General features: G+C 29.4%; 13 protein-coding genes. All 13 read left to right on the top strand.

Annotation, left to right across the window (positions count from 1 at the left end):
* The first annotated feature begins 8 nt into the window (after positions 1–8).
* The 13 genes from uvrA (at position 9) to ACWPW7_RS07065 (ending at position 16472) form a co-directional block, all read left to right on the top strand.
* On the top strand, positions 9–2831 hold the full coding sequence (gene uvrA / locus ACWPW7_RS07005) for an excinuclease ABC subunit UvrA (protein WP_454052921.1): 2823 nt from the start codon (positions 9–11) through the stop codon (positions 2829–2831).
* Between the two features lie 63 nt (positions 2832–2894).
* The gene (locus ACWPW7_RS07010; protein WP_454052922.1) at positions 2895–3329 is read left to right on the top strand and encodes an FHA domain-containing protein; all 435 of its coding nucleotides are present in this window, start codon (positions 2895–2897) and stop codon (positions 3327–3329) included.
* A gap of 22 nt (positions 3330–3351) precedes the next feature.
* On the top strand, positions 3352–4671 hold the full coding sequence (locus ACWPW7_RS07015) for an FtsW/RodA/SpoVE family cell cycle protein (protein ID WP_454052923.1): 1320 nt from the start codon (positions 3352–3354) through the stop codon (positions 4669–4671).
* A complete protein-coding gene (locus ACWPW7_RS07020) occupies positions 4664–6088 on the top strand; it encodes a peptidoglycan D,D-transpeptidase FtsI family protein (RefSeq protein ID WP_454052924.1) in 1425 nt (474 codons plus the stop codon). The genes ACWPW7_RS07015 and ACWPW7_RS07020 overlap by 8 nt, the downstream gene beginning before the upstream one ends.
* 465 nt (positions 6089–6553) lie before the next feature.
* The gene (locus tag ACWPW7_RS07025) at positions 6554–7156 is read left to right on the top strand and encodes a metal-dependent hydrolase (protein ID WP_291564387.1); all 603 of its coding nucleotides are present in this window, start codon (positions 6554–6556) and stop codon (positions 7154–7156) included.
* Positions 7157–7173: 17 nt separating this feature from the next.
* A complete protein-coding gene (gene uvrC / locus ACWPW7_RS07030) occupies positions 7174–9048 on the top strand; it encodes an excinuclease ABC subunit UvrC (RefSeq protein WP_454052925.1) in 1875 nt (624 codons plus the stop codon).
* A gap of 122 nt (positions 9049–9170) precedes the next feature.
* Positions 9171–9890 (top strand): phosphatase, encoded by a 720-nt coding sequence (locus ACWPW7_RS07035; protein ID WP_291564392.1) that lies wholly within the window; start codon positions 9171–9173, stop codon positions 9888–9890.
* A gap of 77 nt (positions 9891–9967) precedes the next feature.
* Positions 9968–10885 carry a UDP-N-acetylmuramate dehydrogenase gene (gene murB / locus ACWPW7_RS07040; RefSeq protein WP_454052926.1) on the top strand — a complete coding sequence of 306 codons (918 nt, stop codon included), beginning with the start codon at positions 9968–9970 and terminating at the stop codon, positions 10883–10885.
* 574 nt (positions 10886–11459) lie between these two features.
* Positions 11460–12344, top strand: coding sequence for an RNase adapter RapZ (rapZ, locus tag ACWPW7_RS07045; RefSeq protein ID WP_291564396.1), 885 nt, complete (start codon positions 11460–11462; stop codon positions 12342–12344).
* Positions 12341–13684: a gluconeogenesis factor YvcK family protein gene (locus tag ACWPW7_RS07050; protein ID WP_291564399.1), complete on the top strand. Its 1344-nt coding sequence runs from the start codon at positions 12341–12343 to the stop codon at positions 13682–13684. The genes rapZ and ACWPW7_RS07050 overlap by 4 nt, the downstream gene beginning before the upstream one ends.
* A 2-nt stretch (positions 13685–13686) precedes the next feature.
* Complete coding sequence (whiA, locus tag ACWPW7_RS07055; protein ID WP_291564402.1) at positions 13687–14637, top strand: DNA-binding protein WhiA; 951 nt, start codon at positions 13687–13689, stop codon at positions 14635–14637.
* Positions 14638–14640: 3 nt separating this feature from the next.
* Positions 14641–15945 carry a DRTGG domain-containing protein gene (locus tag ACWPW7_RS07060; protein ID WP_291564405.1) on the top strand — a complete coding sequence of 435 codons (1305 nt, stop codon included), beginning with the start codon at positions 14641–14643 and terminating at the stop codon, positions 15943–15945.
* Positions 15946–16181: 236 nt separating this feature from the next.
* Positions 16182–16472 (top strand): Dabb family protein, encoded by a 291-nt coding sequence (locus ACWPW7_RS07065; RefSeq protein ID WP_454052927.1) that lies wholly within the window; start codon positions 16182–16184, stop codon positions 16470–16472.
* The last annotated feature ends 90 nt before the right edge of the window (positions 16473–16562 follow it).

The following is a 16562-nucleotide window of genomic DNA, read 5'->3' on the forward strand; positions in this document are numbered from 1 at the left end:
GAGTAATTATGAGAGATAAAATTTTTATAAAAGGAGCAAAAGTTCATAATTTAAAAAACGTTGATTTAGAAATACCAAGAGATAAATTTGTAGTTTTTACTGGATTATCAGGTTCAGGTAAATCTTCTCTTGCTTTTGATACATTATATGCAGAAGGCCAAAGGAGATATGTAGAATCTCTTTCAGCTTATGCAAGACAATTCTTAGGACAAATGAATAAGCCAGAGGTTGAATATATAGAAGGGCTATCTCCAGCTATATCTATCGACCAAAAGACCACAAGTAGAAATCCTCGTTCTACAGTAGGTACTGTTACAGAAATATATGATTATTTAAGACTACTATATGCAAGAGTAGGTACTCCACATTGTCCTAAATGTGGTAAAGAAATTACTCAACAAACTGTAGATCAAATAGTAGATAGAATCATGAGTTTAGAAGAAAGAACAAAACTTCAAATTTTATCACCTGTTATTAGAGGAAAAAAGGGAGAGCATGTGAAGGTACTAGAGAACATCAAAAAGAATGGCTATGTAAGGGCTAGAATTGATGGGAATTTAGTAGATTTAATTGAAGATGAGATTAAACTTGAAAAAAATAAAAAACATACTATTGAAGTTGTAATTGATAGGTTAGTAATTAAAGAAGGAATAGAAGCTAGACTAAATGATTCCTTGGAAACAGCACTAAAACTTGGAGAAGGTTTAGTTATTGCTAATATAATTGATGGTGAAGATATATTATTTAGCGAACATTTTGCCTGTGCAGATTGTGGAATAAGTATAGGAGAATTATCTCCAAGAATGTTTTCATTTAATTCACCTTTTGGAAAATGTGATAACTGTGATGGCTTAGGCACTCTTATGGAGATAGATGAGAGTTTAATTATTCCTGATAGAAGTAAAAGTATTATGGATGGAGCTATTATAACTTTTGGCGAAGGTAGTTTAAAAGAAGATTCATGGACATTTTCTGTATTAAAAGCATTGTCAAAAGAATATAAATTTTCATTAGATACACCTATAGAGGAATTACCAGAAGAAGTTATAAATGTGTTATTATATGGAACAGAAGGACATAAAATTAAAGTAGAATATACTAAAGAGTTTAAAGCAGGCGTTTATAATCATGCCTATGAAGGAGTTATAAACAATTTAAAAAGAAGATATTTTGAAACTAGTTCAGACTACATAAAAAGAGAAATAGAGCAATATATGAGTGATAATCCATGCCCAAAATGTAAGGGTGCAAGATTAAGCAAAGAAGCTTTATCTGTTACTGTAGGAGAAAAAAATATAAATGAATTTTCTTCTATGTCTATACTAGATGAAATATCATATTTAGATAACTTAAAACTTTCAGAAAAAAATATGATAATAGCTGCTCAAATATTAAAGGAAATAAGAAATAGATTAAATTTCTTAAAAGATGTAGGATTAGATTATTTAAATTTAACTCGTTCTGCTGGAACACTATCTGGAGGAGAAGCTCAAAGAATAAGACTTGCAACTCAAATTGGGTCTAGTTTAATGGGCGTGTTATATATACTAGATGAGCCAAGCATAGGACTTCATCAAAGAGATAATGATAAGTTGATTAAAACTTTAGAGCATCTTAGAGATTTAGGTAATACTTTAGTAGTTGTTGAACATGATGAGGATACTATGAAAGCAGCAGATCATATTGTAGATATAGGTCCTAGAGCGGGTGAACACGGTGGCGAGATAATAGCTTCTGGTACCATTGAAGATATCATGAGCTGTGAAAATTCTATTACAGGACAATATTTAAGTGGGAAAAAGAAAATAGAACTACCTAGTGAATATAGAAAAGCAGATGGAAGATTTGTTAAAATTATAGGTGGTAAGCAAAATAATTTAAAAAATGTTTCTGTAGATTTTCCACTAGGTGTATTTACATCTGTAACTGGAGTTTCGGGCTCAGGTAAAAGTACTCTTGTAAATGAAATACTTTATAAAGGACTTAATAAGATAATAAACAATTCTAAAAAAATTCCAGGATTGCACAAGGAGATTTTAGGTCATGAACAAATAGATAAGATAATTAATATTGATCAAAGTCCAATAGGAAGAACTCCTAGAAGTAATCCTGCTACTTATACTGGTGTTTTTGATTTAATAAGAGATGTATTTGCAGTAACACCTGAAGCTAAAATGAGAGGATATAAGCCAGGACGTTTTAGTTTTAATGTAAAAGGTGGCAGGTGTGAAGCTTGCAGAGGAGATGGAATAATTAAAATAGAAATGCAATTTTTATCTGATGTTTATGTACCTTGTGAAGTATGTAAGGGAAAAAGATACAATAGAGAAACATTAGAAGTTAAATATAAGGGTAAAAATATAGATGATGTCTTAGAGATGACAGTGGAAGAGGCTCTAAAGTTTTTTGAAAATATTCCTAGGATATATACTAAGATGCAAACATTAATGGATGTTGGATTGGGATATATTAAGTTAGGGCAACCTTCTACTACCCTATCCGGTGGGGAAGCACAAAGAATAAAATTAGCCTATGAGCTATCAAAAAGAAGTACAGGGAAAACTCTTTATATTTTAGATGAACCTACTACAGGACTTCATATAGATGATGTTAATAAACTTATATCTATACTTCAAAGGTTAGTAGAAGGTGGGAATACAGTGGTAGTAATTGAGCATAATTTAGATGTAATTAAATGTTCAGATTATATTATTGACTTAGGTCCTGAAGGTGGAGATAAAGGTGGAACTATTTTATGTACAGGGAATCCTATGGACATATGTAACTGTAATAAGTCTTACACAGGACAATATCTTAAAAAAATGATATAATTAATTGTGACTAGCACAGATTGCTAGTCACAATTCTATACTTTTGAAGGAGTTTAAAGTCTTATGGCAAATGTAAGTTTAATATTCAAAGTTGTAATCATCATAATAGTATATTGTATTATAGTTTATGCCCTTAAGATTATGTATAATGATATGAAAAATGAAGGGAAAAAAAGACCTAAAAAATCTAATGCAGTAAAATTTGGTCTTGAAATTATGGATAAGGGACAAAATTATGAACTTCAAGATGGAGGTGTAATACCAATAAATGATTACCTTACTATTGGAAGAAGTGAGGATAACATGGTTATTTTAAGTGATAGATATGTTTCTTCACATCATTTGAAGATATATATGAGAAATAATGAGTATATATTAGAGGATTTAGGTAGTACTAATGGTACCTTTGTAAATGATGTAAAAATAGCTAATAAGGTAACCTTAAAAAGAGGAGATAGAATTAAAGTAGGATCTTCTATATTTAAGGTTCTCCAATAGTAAGTTATGAAAGGAGAAAGGCATGAATAGCTTAAGAGAAGAAAAAAGAGTTTTAAGACTTACATATTTGTTAACTATTATACTTTTTGTTAATGTAACTCTTATTTCTCCTAATTATGATAAAGGATCATTGGTTATGGGTGGAGTAATGTGTGGTCTTTTAGCTTATTCACATTTTATAATAAAAAAGTTTTTTCCAGATGGAGATAAATATATATTATTATTTTCAAATGTATTAGCTGTAATTGGTATTGCTATGCTCTATAGATTAGATCTTCCTATATCTGGTGGAAGAGTAATAGAAGAGGGTACAAGAACATTTTTAGCAGCAAAACAAATGATATCTTTTACCTTGGGAATAGCTACTTTTATTTTAACTGTAGTTATACTTCCAGATTTAAAAAGTTTTAGTAACTATAAATATTTTTATCTTATTATAACACTTGTATTTATGTCTATGGGTACACTATTAGGTAGTGAGATAGGTGGAGCTAAAAACTGGGTGTTTATTGGTGGTTTTGGCTTTCAACCGTCAGAGTTTGGTAAAATTACTCTCGTTGCTTATTTAGCTTCTTCGCTAAAAGATTATGGAGAAGCACCAAAATATATAAAGAATATTTTTATGAAGGAAAGCAACAAAGATAATGTAACTCTCAATAACATATTAAGTCTATTAGAACCAGCATTAGTTGTTATGATATGCTTAGTTTTTATGCTACTTCAAACAGATTTAGGTTCAGCCTTAATCTTTTTTGGAATTTCTGTAACTATGTTATATATAGCTACTTCAAAGAAAAAATACGTAATAATTTCTTTGGGATTATTCGTGTTAGGAGCAATTGCAGGATATTTTTTATTTAGACATGTTAAAGTTAGGGTAATGATATGGCGAGATCCTTGGAAATATGGATATGATGAAGGACTTCAATTAGTACAAGGATTAATTTCTATGGCAGAAGGTGGTATATTTGGAACAGGTTTAGGACTAGGATATCCTAAGTTTGTGCCAGTTGTAACTACAGATTTCATATTTTCTGCTATATGTGAAGAAATGGGAATGTTGATAGGAATAGCAATATTAATGCTATACTTTTTACTATTCTATAGATGCATGAGAGCAGCAATTTATGTTAAAGATAAGTTTTCAAGGCTTTTAGCAGTAGGGTATAGTACAATGATAGCTTCTCAAGCATTGGTTATAGTTGGAGGAGTTACTGGAGCTATTCCGCTTACAGGGATTACGCTTCCACTAGTGAGTTATGGGGGAACATCTTTATTAATAACATATTTTTCTCTTGGCATAATTCAAAAAATTTCAGAGGATGGAAATAATTATGAGTAGTAATAAGAATATATCAAAAAGCATTAAAACAGTTTTATTAGTTTTTCTGGTGTTTTTTATAGCTATCATATCCTATATAAATTATTTATATCTCTTTAAAAGTGATAAATTTATAGAAAGTGTTTTTAATAATAGACAGCAAGCAGAACGAAATAAAGTTTTAAGAGGAACTATATTTGATAGAGATATGAATGCACTTACAAAAGGAGAAAAGACAGGTGAATTTGAACAAACTAGAGAGTATGTTGGAGGGGAAAAATTTGCTCATGTATTAGGATATTATGATATAGTCTATGGAATGAGTGGATTAGAAAAAAAGTTTGATAAGGTATTAAGCGGTAAAGAAAATAAGCCTATAAAGGATTATTTTAATCTTAATTCCAATGAAACAAGAATTGGTGATAGTGTTGTAACTACATTAGATTCAAATCTTCAAAGAATTGCTTTTGATGCATTGGGAAATTACAAAGGCTCAGTAGTAGCTTTAGATCCAGCTACAGGAGAAGTTTTAGCTATGGTTTCAAAGCCTACTTTTGATCCTAATAATTTGGCTGAACAATGGGATACTTTGACAAAAGATAAGGAAACACCATTTTTAAACAGAGCCACAGCAGGACTATATCCACCAGGTTCTACTTTTAAAGCAGTAACTGCATTAGCAGCATTAGAAAATATGTCTGGAGTTGAGAATAGGACTTTTGAGGATAATGGTAAAATATATTTTAATGAAACTAATTCTTTAGAAAACTATAATGGAAATGCTTTAGGAAATATAAATTTAGAACAGGCATTTACTTATTCAAGTAATGTAGTTTTTGGTACCCTTGCTATGGAAATGGGAAATGATGCACTAAAATCTACAGCGGAGAAATTTTATTTTAACAAAGAAATTCCATCAAGAACTTTGATATTAGAAGATAGTAAATTCCCTACTTATAAAAAACACGAGATGGGGAATATAGCACAAAGTGGAATAGGGCAAAGCGGAGTATTAGCAAGTCCTATGCAGATGGCTTTAGTAGCAAGCACTATTGCAAATGATGGAGTGATGATGGAGCCTAATATAGTAAAAGAAATTGTAAATTCACAAGGAAAAAGTATTTCTAAAATTGAACCTAAAGAAGTTGGAAATATCGTTTCTAATGAAAATGCAGATAAATTAAAAAAATATATGAGATCTGTTGTAACACAAGGTACTGCACAAAATGCTAATTTATGGGGTGTACAGGTTAGTGGAAAAACTGGTACAGCTGACCATGATAGTGGGGATAAAACTCCTCATAGCTGGTTTATAGGCTTTGCACCTTATGAGAATCCTAAAATTGCATTTGCCATAATTTTAGAAGAAGGTGAAGGCTATGGCAGAAATGCAGCAGATGTAGCTAAAGATATTTTAAGTGCTTATTTTAATCAATAATATTTTTCTGAAAAATTAAGTATATAATAGTAGTATATACTTATCCTAAACTTAATGTATATATCATAATAAACGTTATTTTTTAGTATTTTAGCTAGAACTATTAAATTTACAATGCACAGTTCACAATTCACAATTGTGGATATTTCTCAGCAAAAGCTGAGAAAGTTAAAATTATTTATTTTTGAAGTGATGGATCACTTCTTATAAAGAACTAGCAAGATATTGCTAGTAAAAAAAATAGTTTAAGAAATTAATTTATAAAGAATTAATTTCAACCATAATTGTGAATTTTGCATTGTGAATTGTGAATTAAAGTATGCAACATTTTAACTATATTAGCTATACATTAACTTTTTAGGTAGTTTATCTATAGATATACCAATGTCAATTATTCATTATTTTAAGGTAGTGCATCTACATATAGTTATTTAAAAAGATTCCTAAATTAAAAGGGGTGATGTGATGACTGGAAAAGCTCATGTAAGTGTAGGAGCAAGCGTTTTTGTTTTCTTAAGTCAAAGATTGCCGGGGAAATATGTATTAATAAGTCTAGTGTTTTCAATAGTAGGAGCACTGCTTCCTGATGCAGACCATCCTAAAAGTTTTTTCAATAAATATGTACTACCTTTTAGAAATAATGCTACAAAGGTGATATTTTATTGCTTTTTAGGTACGTTAGCATTGTACATAGATAGTTTTTATAAAAGTGACCCAATATTGAAGGTAATAGGCATAACCTTAATTCTCTTAGGGTTATCCACTCATAGAACAGGTTTTACTCATAGTGTTTTTGGTATGTTAATTTTTACAGGAATTTTAGCAACTTTTTGTACCGCGTATAATCTGGGAAAAACATATTACTATTTTTTAGCAACTTATGGCTCGCATTTAATTTGTGATATGTGTACAAAACAAGGTATACCTGTTTTATATCCAATAAATAATAAAAAGTTTAAATTTCCCTTTGCTTTTAGTACCAACTCTCTTAGAGGAAAGGTCACTGAAAATATAATTATATTATTGAGTATTATTTATGTATCTTTAAACTTGCCTAAATTCTTTTAACTAAAGAGGTGATAAAATTGTTCGATTTCCAATTCCATCTTAAAAATTTACCTACTAATCCTGGAGTATATTTAATGAAAAATTCTCTTGGAGAGATAATTTATGTTGGAAAAGCTAAAAATTTAAGGAATAGAGTAAGACAATATTTTCAAAGCTCTAAAAATCATAGTGAAAAGGTTAAGGCTATGGTTAAGCATATTGCAGAATTTGAATATATTGTTACAGATTCAGAAATAGAAGCTTTAATATTAGAGTGTAATTTAATTAAAAAATATAGTCCAAGATATAATATTTTATTAAAAGACGATAAGAGTTTTCCATTAATTAAAATAACAATAAATGAGGATTTTCCACGGGTTATTGTTACTAGAAATATGAGTAATGATGGTGCAAAATATTTTGGACCATATACTGATGCTACAGCAGTATATACGACTTATGAGCTAATCAAAAAAGTTTTTCCACTTAGAACTTGTAAAAGGATTATAAAGGAAGATGGAGTATCTTCAAGACCTTGTCTTAATTATCATATAAATCTTTGTAAGGCCCCTTGTGACAAACTTATTTCTAAAGAGGAGTATAGAAAGATTGTAGATGATGTTATAGATTTATTAACGGGAAAAGATAAGGAAATTGTGAATAAGATAAAGATAGAGATGGAAGATGCCTCAATGAATTTAGATTTTGAGAAGGCAGCTTCTCTTAGAGATAAGCTTTTAGCTATTGAAAAGATAAATGAAAAACAAAAAATTATAAGTGTGCATTTCGAAAACGAGGATTTTATTGCTATATCACAGGATGAAAAAGATAGCTGCGTTCAGATCTTTTTCTTAAGAGATGGAAAGATTTTAGGAAGAGAACATTTTATATTAGATGATACAGGTAGTGAAGAGCCAGGAGAGGTTATAAGTAATTTTATGAAAAGTTTCTATGGTGGAACTGCTTTTATTCCTAAACAGATTTATGTTTCTCATATTGAAGATAGTGAAGTATTAGAGGAATATCTTTCTATGAAAAAAGAATATAAGGTAAGTATTAAAGCGCCAATTAAAGGTGAAAAGAAAAAAGTTTTAGACATGGTTCAAAAAAATGCAAGTCATGATTTAGAAATGTTTAAAATTAAACATAAAGCGGATAAAGAATTACAAAATATCGCATTAGCAGAATTGACGGATGCCTTAGGACTAGATGAAGTACCGCAGAGAATTGAAGCCTATGATATTTCTAATATAATGGGAATGGACTCTGTTGGAACTATGGTAGTATTTCAAGATGGAAAACCTAAAAATAGTGACTATAGGAGATTTAAGATTAAAACTGTAAAAGGAGCTAATGATTATGAGTCAATGAGAGAGATATTGACTAGAAGATTTAATCATGGATTAGAGGAGATTAAAAAAATTAAAGAAAATAAGATTTCTTTAAGTGCTGGTAAATTTTCAGTATTTCCTGACCTTATCATGATGGATGGAGGAAGAGGACAGGTAAATATAGCACTAGAGGTGCTAAAGGAATTAAATATTAATATTCCAGTTTGTGGAATGGTTAAAGATGATAAACATAGAACTAGGGGATTAATTTATGATAATGAAGAATTACCTATAAGGATTAGTTCACAATGTATGCATTTAATTACAAGAATACAAGATGAAGTACATAGATTTGCTATTACTTATCATAGATCCTTAAGAAATAAAACTACATTATATTCTATATTAGAGGATATACCTCGAATAGGGGAAAAGAGAAGAAAAGAATTACTTAAGAAGTTTGGCAGTATAGAAAATATTAGAAATGCAAGTGATGAAGAATTATTGTCAACACCTTCTATGGATATTAGAGCTGTTGAAAGTATAAAAGAATACTTCAGTAATCTTCAAGAAAATAACTAACAAGTATGCATATTTATTTCAATTATTATTAAGTATAATAATATTATTTAATAAAAAATATCTTAGGCAACTTTAATTAGTTATTTTTTAGATACTTTAAGAAAAATTAAGGAGTGATTAACTTGAAATGTGTAGTAGATGTTCATACTCATACAATTGCTAGTGGTCATGCTTACAGTACTTTACTTGAAAATATAAAAGAGGCTTCTAATAAAGGACTTAAAGTTTTAGGAGTTTCAGATCACGCACCACAAATGCCTGGAGGACCACATTTATTTCATTTTGCTAATTTGGATGTAACTCCAAGAAAACTTTACGGTGTTAAAATTTTAAGAGGATGCGAAGCTAATATAATTGATTATGAGGGCAATATAGATATCCCAGAAAGAATTGGAAATAAATTAGATTATATGATAGCAAGTTTACATGATGTATGTATAAAGTCCGGAACAGTAGAAGAGAACACAAATGCCTTAGTTAAGGTTATGGATAATAAGAATGTAATGATTATAGGCCATTCAGGAAATCCACGTTTTCCAATTGATGCAGAAAAAGTAGTGATGAGAGCAAAGGAAAAAGATATAATCATAGAACTTAATAATAGTTCACTTAATGGATCAAGAAAAGGTAGTGATGAAAACTGCTATAAAATTGGAGAGCTTTGTAAAAAGCATGGGGTAAAAGTTATATTTGGTAGTGATGCTCATACTTGTTTCAATATAGGTGAATTTGATTCTGTGAAAAAGCTTGTGAGAGATATACAAATGCCCGATGAGCTGATAATGAATTATGATGAGAAAAAATTTATAAATTATTTACAGAAAAAAGGTAAAATTGTTTAATAGTTATTGATTATACTATACTATATAAATTATACTATATATTGTGTGTAAATAATTTTTTTTGGAAGAGGTAGGAAATGAATCAAAACAAGGAATTGCTTATCGAATTAAAGAGTATATTGAAAGAAGAAAATATAGTATTAGATGCACCAATGAAAGATCATACATCCTTTAAATTAGGTGGACCAGCGGATATAATTGTATATCCAACTAATTATGAGGAAGTAAAAGAAATCATAAAACTATGTAATAAGCATAATGAAAGTTATTTTATATTAGGCAATGGCTCTAATCTACTTGTTAAAGATGGTGGAATAAGAGGAGTTGTTATAAAGTTTTCCAAACTAGACAAAGTTAAAGTTGTAGAAAATAGAATAATTGCTCAAAGTGGTGTATTACTTTGTGATGTATCTGATGCTGCACTAGAAGCTTCATTAACAGGTTTTGAATTTGCTTGTGGAATTCCAGGAAGCATTGGAGGAGCAACTACAATGAATGCGGGAGCATATGATGGAGAAATGTCTAAGGTTATAGAGAGTGCACTGGTAATTGATAGAGAAGGAAATTTTAAAACTCTTTCAAAAGAAGAATTAGAGCTTTCTTATAGAATGAGTGCAATAATCAAATATAATTATATTGTATTAGAAGTTACATTAAATCTAAAGCCAGGGGTAAAGGATTTAATAAAAAATAGAATTGATGAATTGACATCAAGAAGAATACAGAGACAACCATTAGAATATGCATCAGCAGGAAGCACTTTTAAAAGACCAGAAGGGCATTTTGCAGGAAAGCTTATACAAGATGCTGGTCTTAAAGGATTAAATGTTGGAGATGCTGAAGTTTCAGAAAAACATTCAGGATTTATTATAAATAAAGGGAGTGCAAGTGCTCAGCAGGTTTTAGAATTAATCACATTAGTTCAAAAAAATGTTTTTGAAAGTTTTTCAGTAGAATTACACACAGAAGTAAGAATAGTCGGTGAAGATAAATAATAAAGTGGTGACTTTTAGTCGCCACTTTATTAAATTTTAAAATAAACTCTTTATTTAGAGTAATTTTTAAAAGGCAGTATAAAAATATTCTATACATTTTTAATTCTTAGTATAATAAGAATTAAAAATGTAGTACTCACAAAAATTAAGGTAAATATGGTATAATACTATATGAAAAATATTATTATAATGTATAATGAGGGAGTTATATATTAAATTTAGATATAATGAATAACAAGGGTTAGTTAGTGAAAATTTAATTTATATAATATTTTAATTTCATAACAAAAAGTCTTTTTTAGAAATTTAAAATTAAGAATAAGAAATTAAGAATTATGGTTAAAATTCCATGGTCAAAACCTTCAGAGTTTTTTAGAATAAATTCTATTTTAAGAAATTCAATAAGAATGGATTTTATTTCAAATTTGGATTCTTAACTATTAATCCTTAATTTTAAAAGTTACTCTATTTTTATAGAAAAGTTATTTTACAGAGTATATTTTAAATTTTTATATGAAATTCTTATAGTATATTAATAGAAAAAATATATATTAAAAATAAAGGATGGAGTTATATGAGATTTGTTATAGTTACAGGAATGTCAGGAGCGGGAAAGACTCAAGCTATAAGAAGTCTTGAAGATTTAGGATATTTTTGCGTTGATAATCTTCCGCCAACATTAATTCCTAAGTTTGCAGAGGCTTGTTACCAAACTGAGGGAAAAATAGATAAAATTGCTGTTGTTGTTGATATAAGAGGAAGAAAGTTTTTTGATGATTTATTTGATAGCTTACAGCATTTAAATGAAAGTGGATATAAATATGAAATATTATTTTTAGAAGCCACTGATGAAGTAATAGTTAAGAGGTATAAAGAATCAAGAAGAAAGCATCCATTAGCACCTGAAGGCAGAGTAATTAATGGAATTACTATTGAAAAGAAAAAATTAAAGGCTGTTAGAGAAAAAGCCAACTATATTATAAACACAACTAAATTGAGCAATAAAGATTTAAATGAAGAAATAACTAATATTTTTGGTGAGCAGGGACAAATAGAAACTCAGCTATTTATAAATGTTTTATCCTTTGGATTTAAATATGGAATACCAGTAGATTCAGATTTAGTATTTGATGTACGGTTTCTACCGAATCCATACTATATACCAGAATTAAAGCCTTATTCAGGCAATGATAGACCAGTAAGAGATTATGTTTTAAGTAAAGTAGAAACAGAGCAATTTGTAGATAAACTAATAGATATGCTAGAGTTTCTACTACCTAATTATAAAAAAGAGGGAAAAAGGCAGCTTATCATTTCTATTGGCTGCACAGGTGGAAGACATAGATCTGTTGCAATCGCAAATAAAATACATGAAATTTTAAGTCATAGTGGATATAGTGTAACAGTTGATCATAGGGATGTAAATGAAGATATAAGTAGAGGTGCAGGGAAGCTATGAAGCTTAAATACTGGTTGAGGCCAGGCATAGGTATTAAGAGATGGATTGGTCAAATGTTATTTGGAATATTTATTTTCATATATGGTATTTTAGAGATTATAAATAAAAGTTCTCTTGGAAGTAAATATATATTATTTTTTATTGGAATAATTACAATAGGAGTAGTAATTACTTATAACGGATTTAAAGGTTATACTAAGAAGATGCTTTCTTTAGGAAGTTTAGATGTGGACAGTTTATCTTTTAATAAAAAAAGCTTAGGGGAATTAATATATGAGAAAAAAATATTAGTAAAAGGGCCTAAAATTGTAGTAATAGGTGGAGGAACAGGACTTTCTACCTTATTAAGTGGCTTAAAGAGATATACTAGTAATATTACAGCAATAGTTACAGTTGCAGATGATGGCGGTGGTTCAGGACTTCTACGAAAGGACTTAGGAATGCTTCCGCCAGGAGATATAAGAAACTGCATAACTGCATTGGCTTATACAGAGCCGATTATGGAGGAATTGTTTCAATATAGATTTAAAGATGGAAGACTTGAAAATCAAAATTTTGGAAACTTATTTTTAGCAGCTATGGATGGAATATCAGATAACTTTCATGAAGCAGTTAAAAAAACTTGTTCTGTTTTAGCAGTAACTGGAAGAGTTATTCCTGTTACTTTAGAAAATATAACTCTTTCAGCACGATTAAAAAATGAGTTTATTATTAAAGGTGAATCAAATATTCCTAAACAATGCATAAAGTTTAAAAGCGGAATAGATGAAGTTTATATTGAACCTAGAGGTGCAAAGGCAGTACAAGATGCAATTGATGCCATACTAGAAGCAGATGCAGTTGTATTAGGGCCTGGAAGTCTCTATACTAGTATCATTCCTAATTTGCTAGTAGACGGAATTAAAGACGCCATTCTTAAGACTAAAGCTATAAAGATATATATATCAAATATATTAACTCAACCAGGAGAAAGTGATAATTATAGTGTCCAAGATCACATTAGTGCTATTTATAAACATTCTTCAAAGGATATAGTAGACTATGTAATTGTGAATAGTGAAGCTTTAAGTGAAGAAGATAAGCAAAAATGTTTGAATAAAAATCCTCAATTAGTAATGTTAGATGAAGAATATAATTCGGATCTAGGTGTTGAATATATTAAGAGTAATTTTATAAAGCTTAAAAATGGATATATAAAACATGATGAGGACAAATTAGCAGCAATTTTAGTAGAAACTGTTATGAGAAAGAAATTATTTTATGATGAGAAAAGAATCTTGGAATTCTTTTATTTATCACAGATGCTAAAAGAGTTTAAAGAGGATAGGGAGAAAAATTAGTTATGTCGTTTTCACTAAAGGTAAAAAATGAAATATGCAGGTATACTGACCTAAATAAAAAAGAAGCAATAGCTGAGCTTTCTGGAATAATGAAAGCTAGTGGAACTTTAGGCCTTGGAGCTAATAAAGCAATGAGCTTTAAAGTTATTACTGAAAATCCAGCTATTGCTAGACTTATATTTAAACTATTAAAAGAGCATTTTAACATACATACAAAGTTATTAGTAAAAAGAAGCAATTCATTAAAGAAAAATAACGTATATGTAGTTATGATAACAGAAGATATGAATGTTAAGGAATTATTATTGGAAGTAGGAGTTCTAACTAATAAGGACTTTTTAGGGTTGGATTATAGTATTCCTAAAAGAATAATAAGTGAAGAAAGTCATAAAAGAGCTTATATTAGAGGTGCTTTTTTAGGTGGAGGAAGTATTAGCAATCCTGAAAAAACTTATCATTTAGAATTTGTAACCCATAATTTAGATTATGCAAATGAGTTGAGTAATCTAATTAATAGTTATGGATTATCTTCTAAGGTGATTCAAAGAAAAAGCAGTTATGTGATTTACATTAAAGAGGGGGAACAAATTGTGGACCTATTAAATATTATAGGTGCTCATAGTTCTCTTTTAGAGCTTGAAAATATAAGAATAATGAAGGAAATGAGAAACAATGTAAATAGACTTGTTAACTGTGAAACTGCTAATCTAAGTAAAACAGTAAATGCAGCGGTAAGACAGGTTGAGAGTATAAAAATGATTCAAAATGAGATTGGACTTAATAGATTACCAAAAAACTTAAGAGAAATTGCAGAGTTAAGATTAGAATATCCTGATGAATCTCTAAAGGAATTAGGTGGAATGTTGAATCCTCCAGTAGGTAAATCAGGTGTTAATCATAGACTTAGAAGAATTGAAAAGATAGCTGAAGAACTACGGAAGGAAGAGAGATAAATCATGTCAAAGCACGAAGAGATTATAAAGTATATACTCTCATTGGATATAGGAACTAAAATTTCTGTAAGAGGTGTAAGTAGTGAACTAGGAGTTAGTGAAGGTACTGCTTATAGAGCTATTAAAGAGTGTGAGGCTATAGGCATTGTTAATACAATCTCAAGAGTTGGAACTGTTAGGGTTGAAAAATTAGAGAAAAAGCATATAGATAAATTAACATTTGGAGACATTGCTAATATTGTTGAAGGAACGATAATAGGCGGAGAAGATGGAATTGATAAGGCTTTAGATAGATTTGTAATTGGTGCAATGGAAGTAGAAACTATACCTAAATACATAAATCCAGGATCATTACTTATAGTAGGTAATAGGGAAGAAGCCCAAAAACTTGCGCTTGAAAATCACTGTGCAGTACTTATTACAGGAGGGTTTGAGTGCAGTGAAGAAATTATAAATTTAGCAGATGAAAAGCATCTTCCTCTTATTTCCTCTACCTATGATACCTTTACAGTGGCTAGTATGATTAATAGGGCAATTTTTGAAAATAATATAAAAAAGGATATTATTTTAGTGGAAGATATAATGGAAACTCATCCTTCTTACCTTACTATAAAAGATGATATTAAAAAATTGAAGGATTTAGTTAGTGAAACTGAACATGAAAGATATCCTGTTATTGATGAAGATCATAAAGTTGTTGGAATTGTTACTTTAGCAGATATTCCCAACAATACAGATGATAGTGAATTAATAGAAAAAATTATGATAAAAGAACCTATAGGTGTTTCACCTACTACTACATTAGCTTATGCAGCTCATATTATGGCATGGGAAGGGATAAAACTTTGCCCTGTAGTTAATAAGAAGAAATTAGTAGGAGTTATATCCAGAGAGGATGTTATTAAAGCTATGCAAATAGCAGTAAGACAGCCTCATGTAGGGGAAACTATGGATGATTTAATAATAAAGAATTTTGAGTTTGAAGCTCAGAAGGATACTATGCATTTTTGGGGTGAAATAGTGCCAGAAATGTTAGATTCTATAGGCACAGCATCATGGAATGTACTCAATATGATGCTTTCAACTATGGGAACTATGGCACTTAGACAAAATAGTAATGCAAATGTAGCAATAGATAGTTTCTCATCATATTTTACAAAACCTGTTCAAATGGGAAGAGTAATAGATGTCTATGCTGAAGTTCTAGATAGAGGAAGATATTATTCAAAGGTAGAAATATCTATGTATAACAGTCAAAAAGAATTAGTTGCAAAGTCAGTACTTTCAGCGAAGGTATTAAAAAAATAAACTTAATATTAAAAGATATAAAATATTATAATTAATGGCCCTAGGATAGTTTTAATTCTAGGGGTTTTTAATGGAGAAAATTTATTTCACATAAATTCTTCACTTTTCATTCTTAATTTTTAATTCATGGTAAAAATTTTATTATGGAAATTAAAATCATGTATAAGTTAAATTCCTATTATGGAATCCTATATATGATTTAATAAAAATAATCTATATATATAAGGAGGGGGACTATGTTTACTCATATTGTATTTTTTAAATTAAAAGAAGCTACATACGAGAATTTACAAAAATCTAAAAACATTTTATTATCTATGGAGGGAAAAATTCCAATGCTTAAATACCTAGAAGTTGGAGCGGATGAACTTCACACAGAACGTTCATATGATGTAGTTTTAATTACAAGGTTTGATTCACTAGATGATATGAATGCTTATCAAACACACCATTATCATGTAGCACAAGTATTAGCACCATTAAAAGATATGATTGAATCTTCAAAAGCTGTAGATTACCATCAGTAATGAAAATATTGATTCAAAGGATTTCAAATGCTAAATAGTTTATAATGTACAGTTCACAAAAGATAATTGTTAAAGAAATTAAAAATTTAT

Source organism: Clostridium sp. Marseille-Q7071, assembly GCF_965112025.1.

Excerpts from the sequence above, each read along its gene's own strand:
- ACWPW7_RS07015 (WP_454052923.1), top strand. The coding sequence starts at position 3,352 with ATGAATAGCTTAAGAGAAGAAAAAAGAGTTTTAAGACTTACATATTTG.
- uvrA (WP_454052921.1), top strand. The coding sequence starts at position 9 with ATGAGAGATAAAATTTTTATAAAAGGAGCAAAAGTTCATAATTTAAAA.
- ACWPW7_RS07050 (WP_291564399.1), top strand. The coding sequence starts at position 12,341 with ATGAAGCTTAAATACTGGTTGAGGCCAGGCATAGGTATTAAGAGATGG.
- ACWPW7_RS07025 (WP_291564387.1), top strand. The coding sequence starts at position 6,554 with ATGACTGGAAAAGCTCATGTAAGTGTAGGAGCAAGCGTTTTTGTTTTC.
- ACWPW7_RS07065 (WP_454052927.1), top strand. The coding sequence starts at position 16,182 with ATGTTTACTCATATTGTATTTTTTAAATTAAAAGAAGCTACATACGAG.
- murB (WP_454052926.1), top strand. The coding sequence starts at position 9,968 with ATGAATCAAAACAAGGAATTGCTTATCGAATTAAAGAGTATATTGAAA.
- ACWPW7_RS07010 (WP_454052922.1), top strand. The coding sequence starts at position 2,895 with ATGGCAAATGTAAGTTTAATATTCAAAGTTGTAATCATCATAATAGTA.
- ACWPW7_RS07020 (WP_454052924.1), top strand. The coding sequence starts at position 4,664 with ATGAGTAGTAATAAGAATATATCAAAAAGCATTAAAACAGTTTTATTA.
- whiA (WP_291564402.1), top strand. The coding sequence starts at position 13,687 with ATGTCGTTTTCACTAAAGGTAAAAAATGAAATATGCAGGTATACTGAC.
- rapZ (WP_291564396.1), top strand. The coding sequence starts at position 11,460 with ATGAGATTTGTTATAGTTACAGGAATGTCAGGAGCGGGAAAGACTCAA.
- ACWPW7_RS07060 (WP_291564405.1), top strand. The coding sequence starts at position 14,641 with ATGTCAAAGCACGAAGAGATTATAAAGTATATACTCTCATTGGATATA.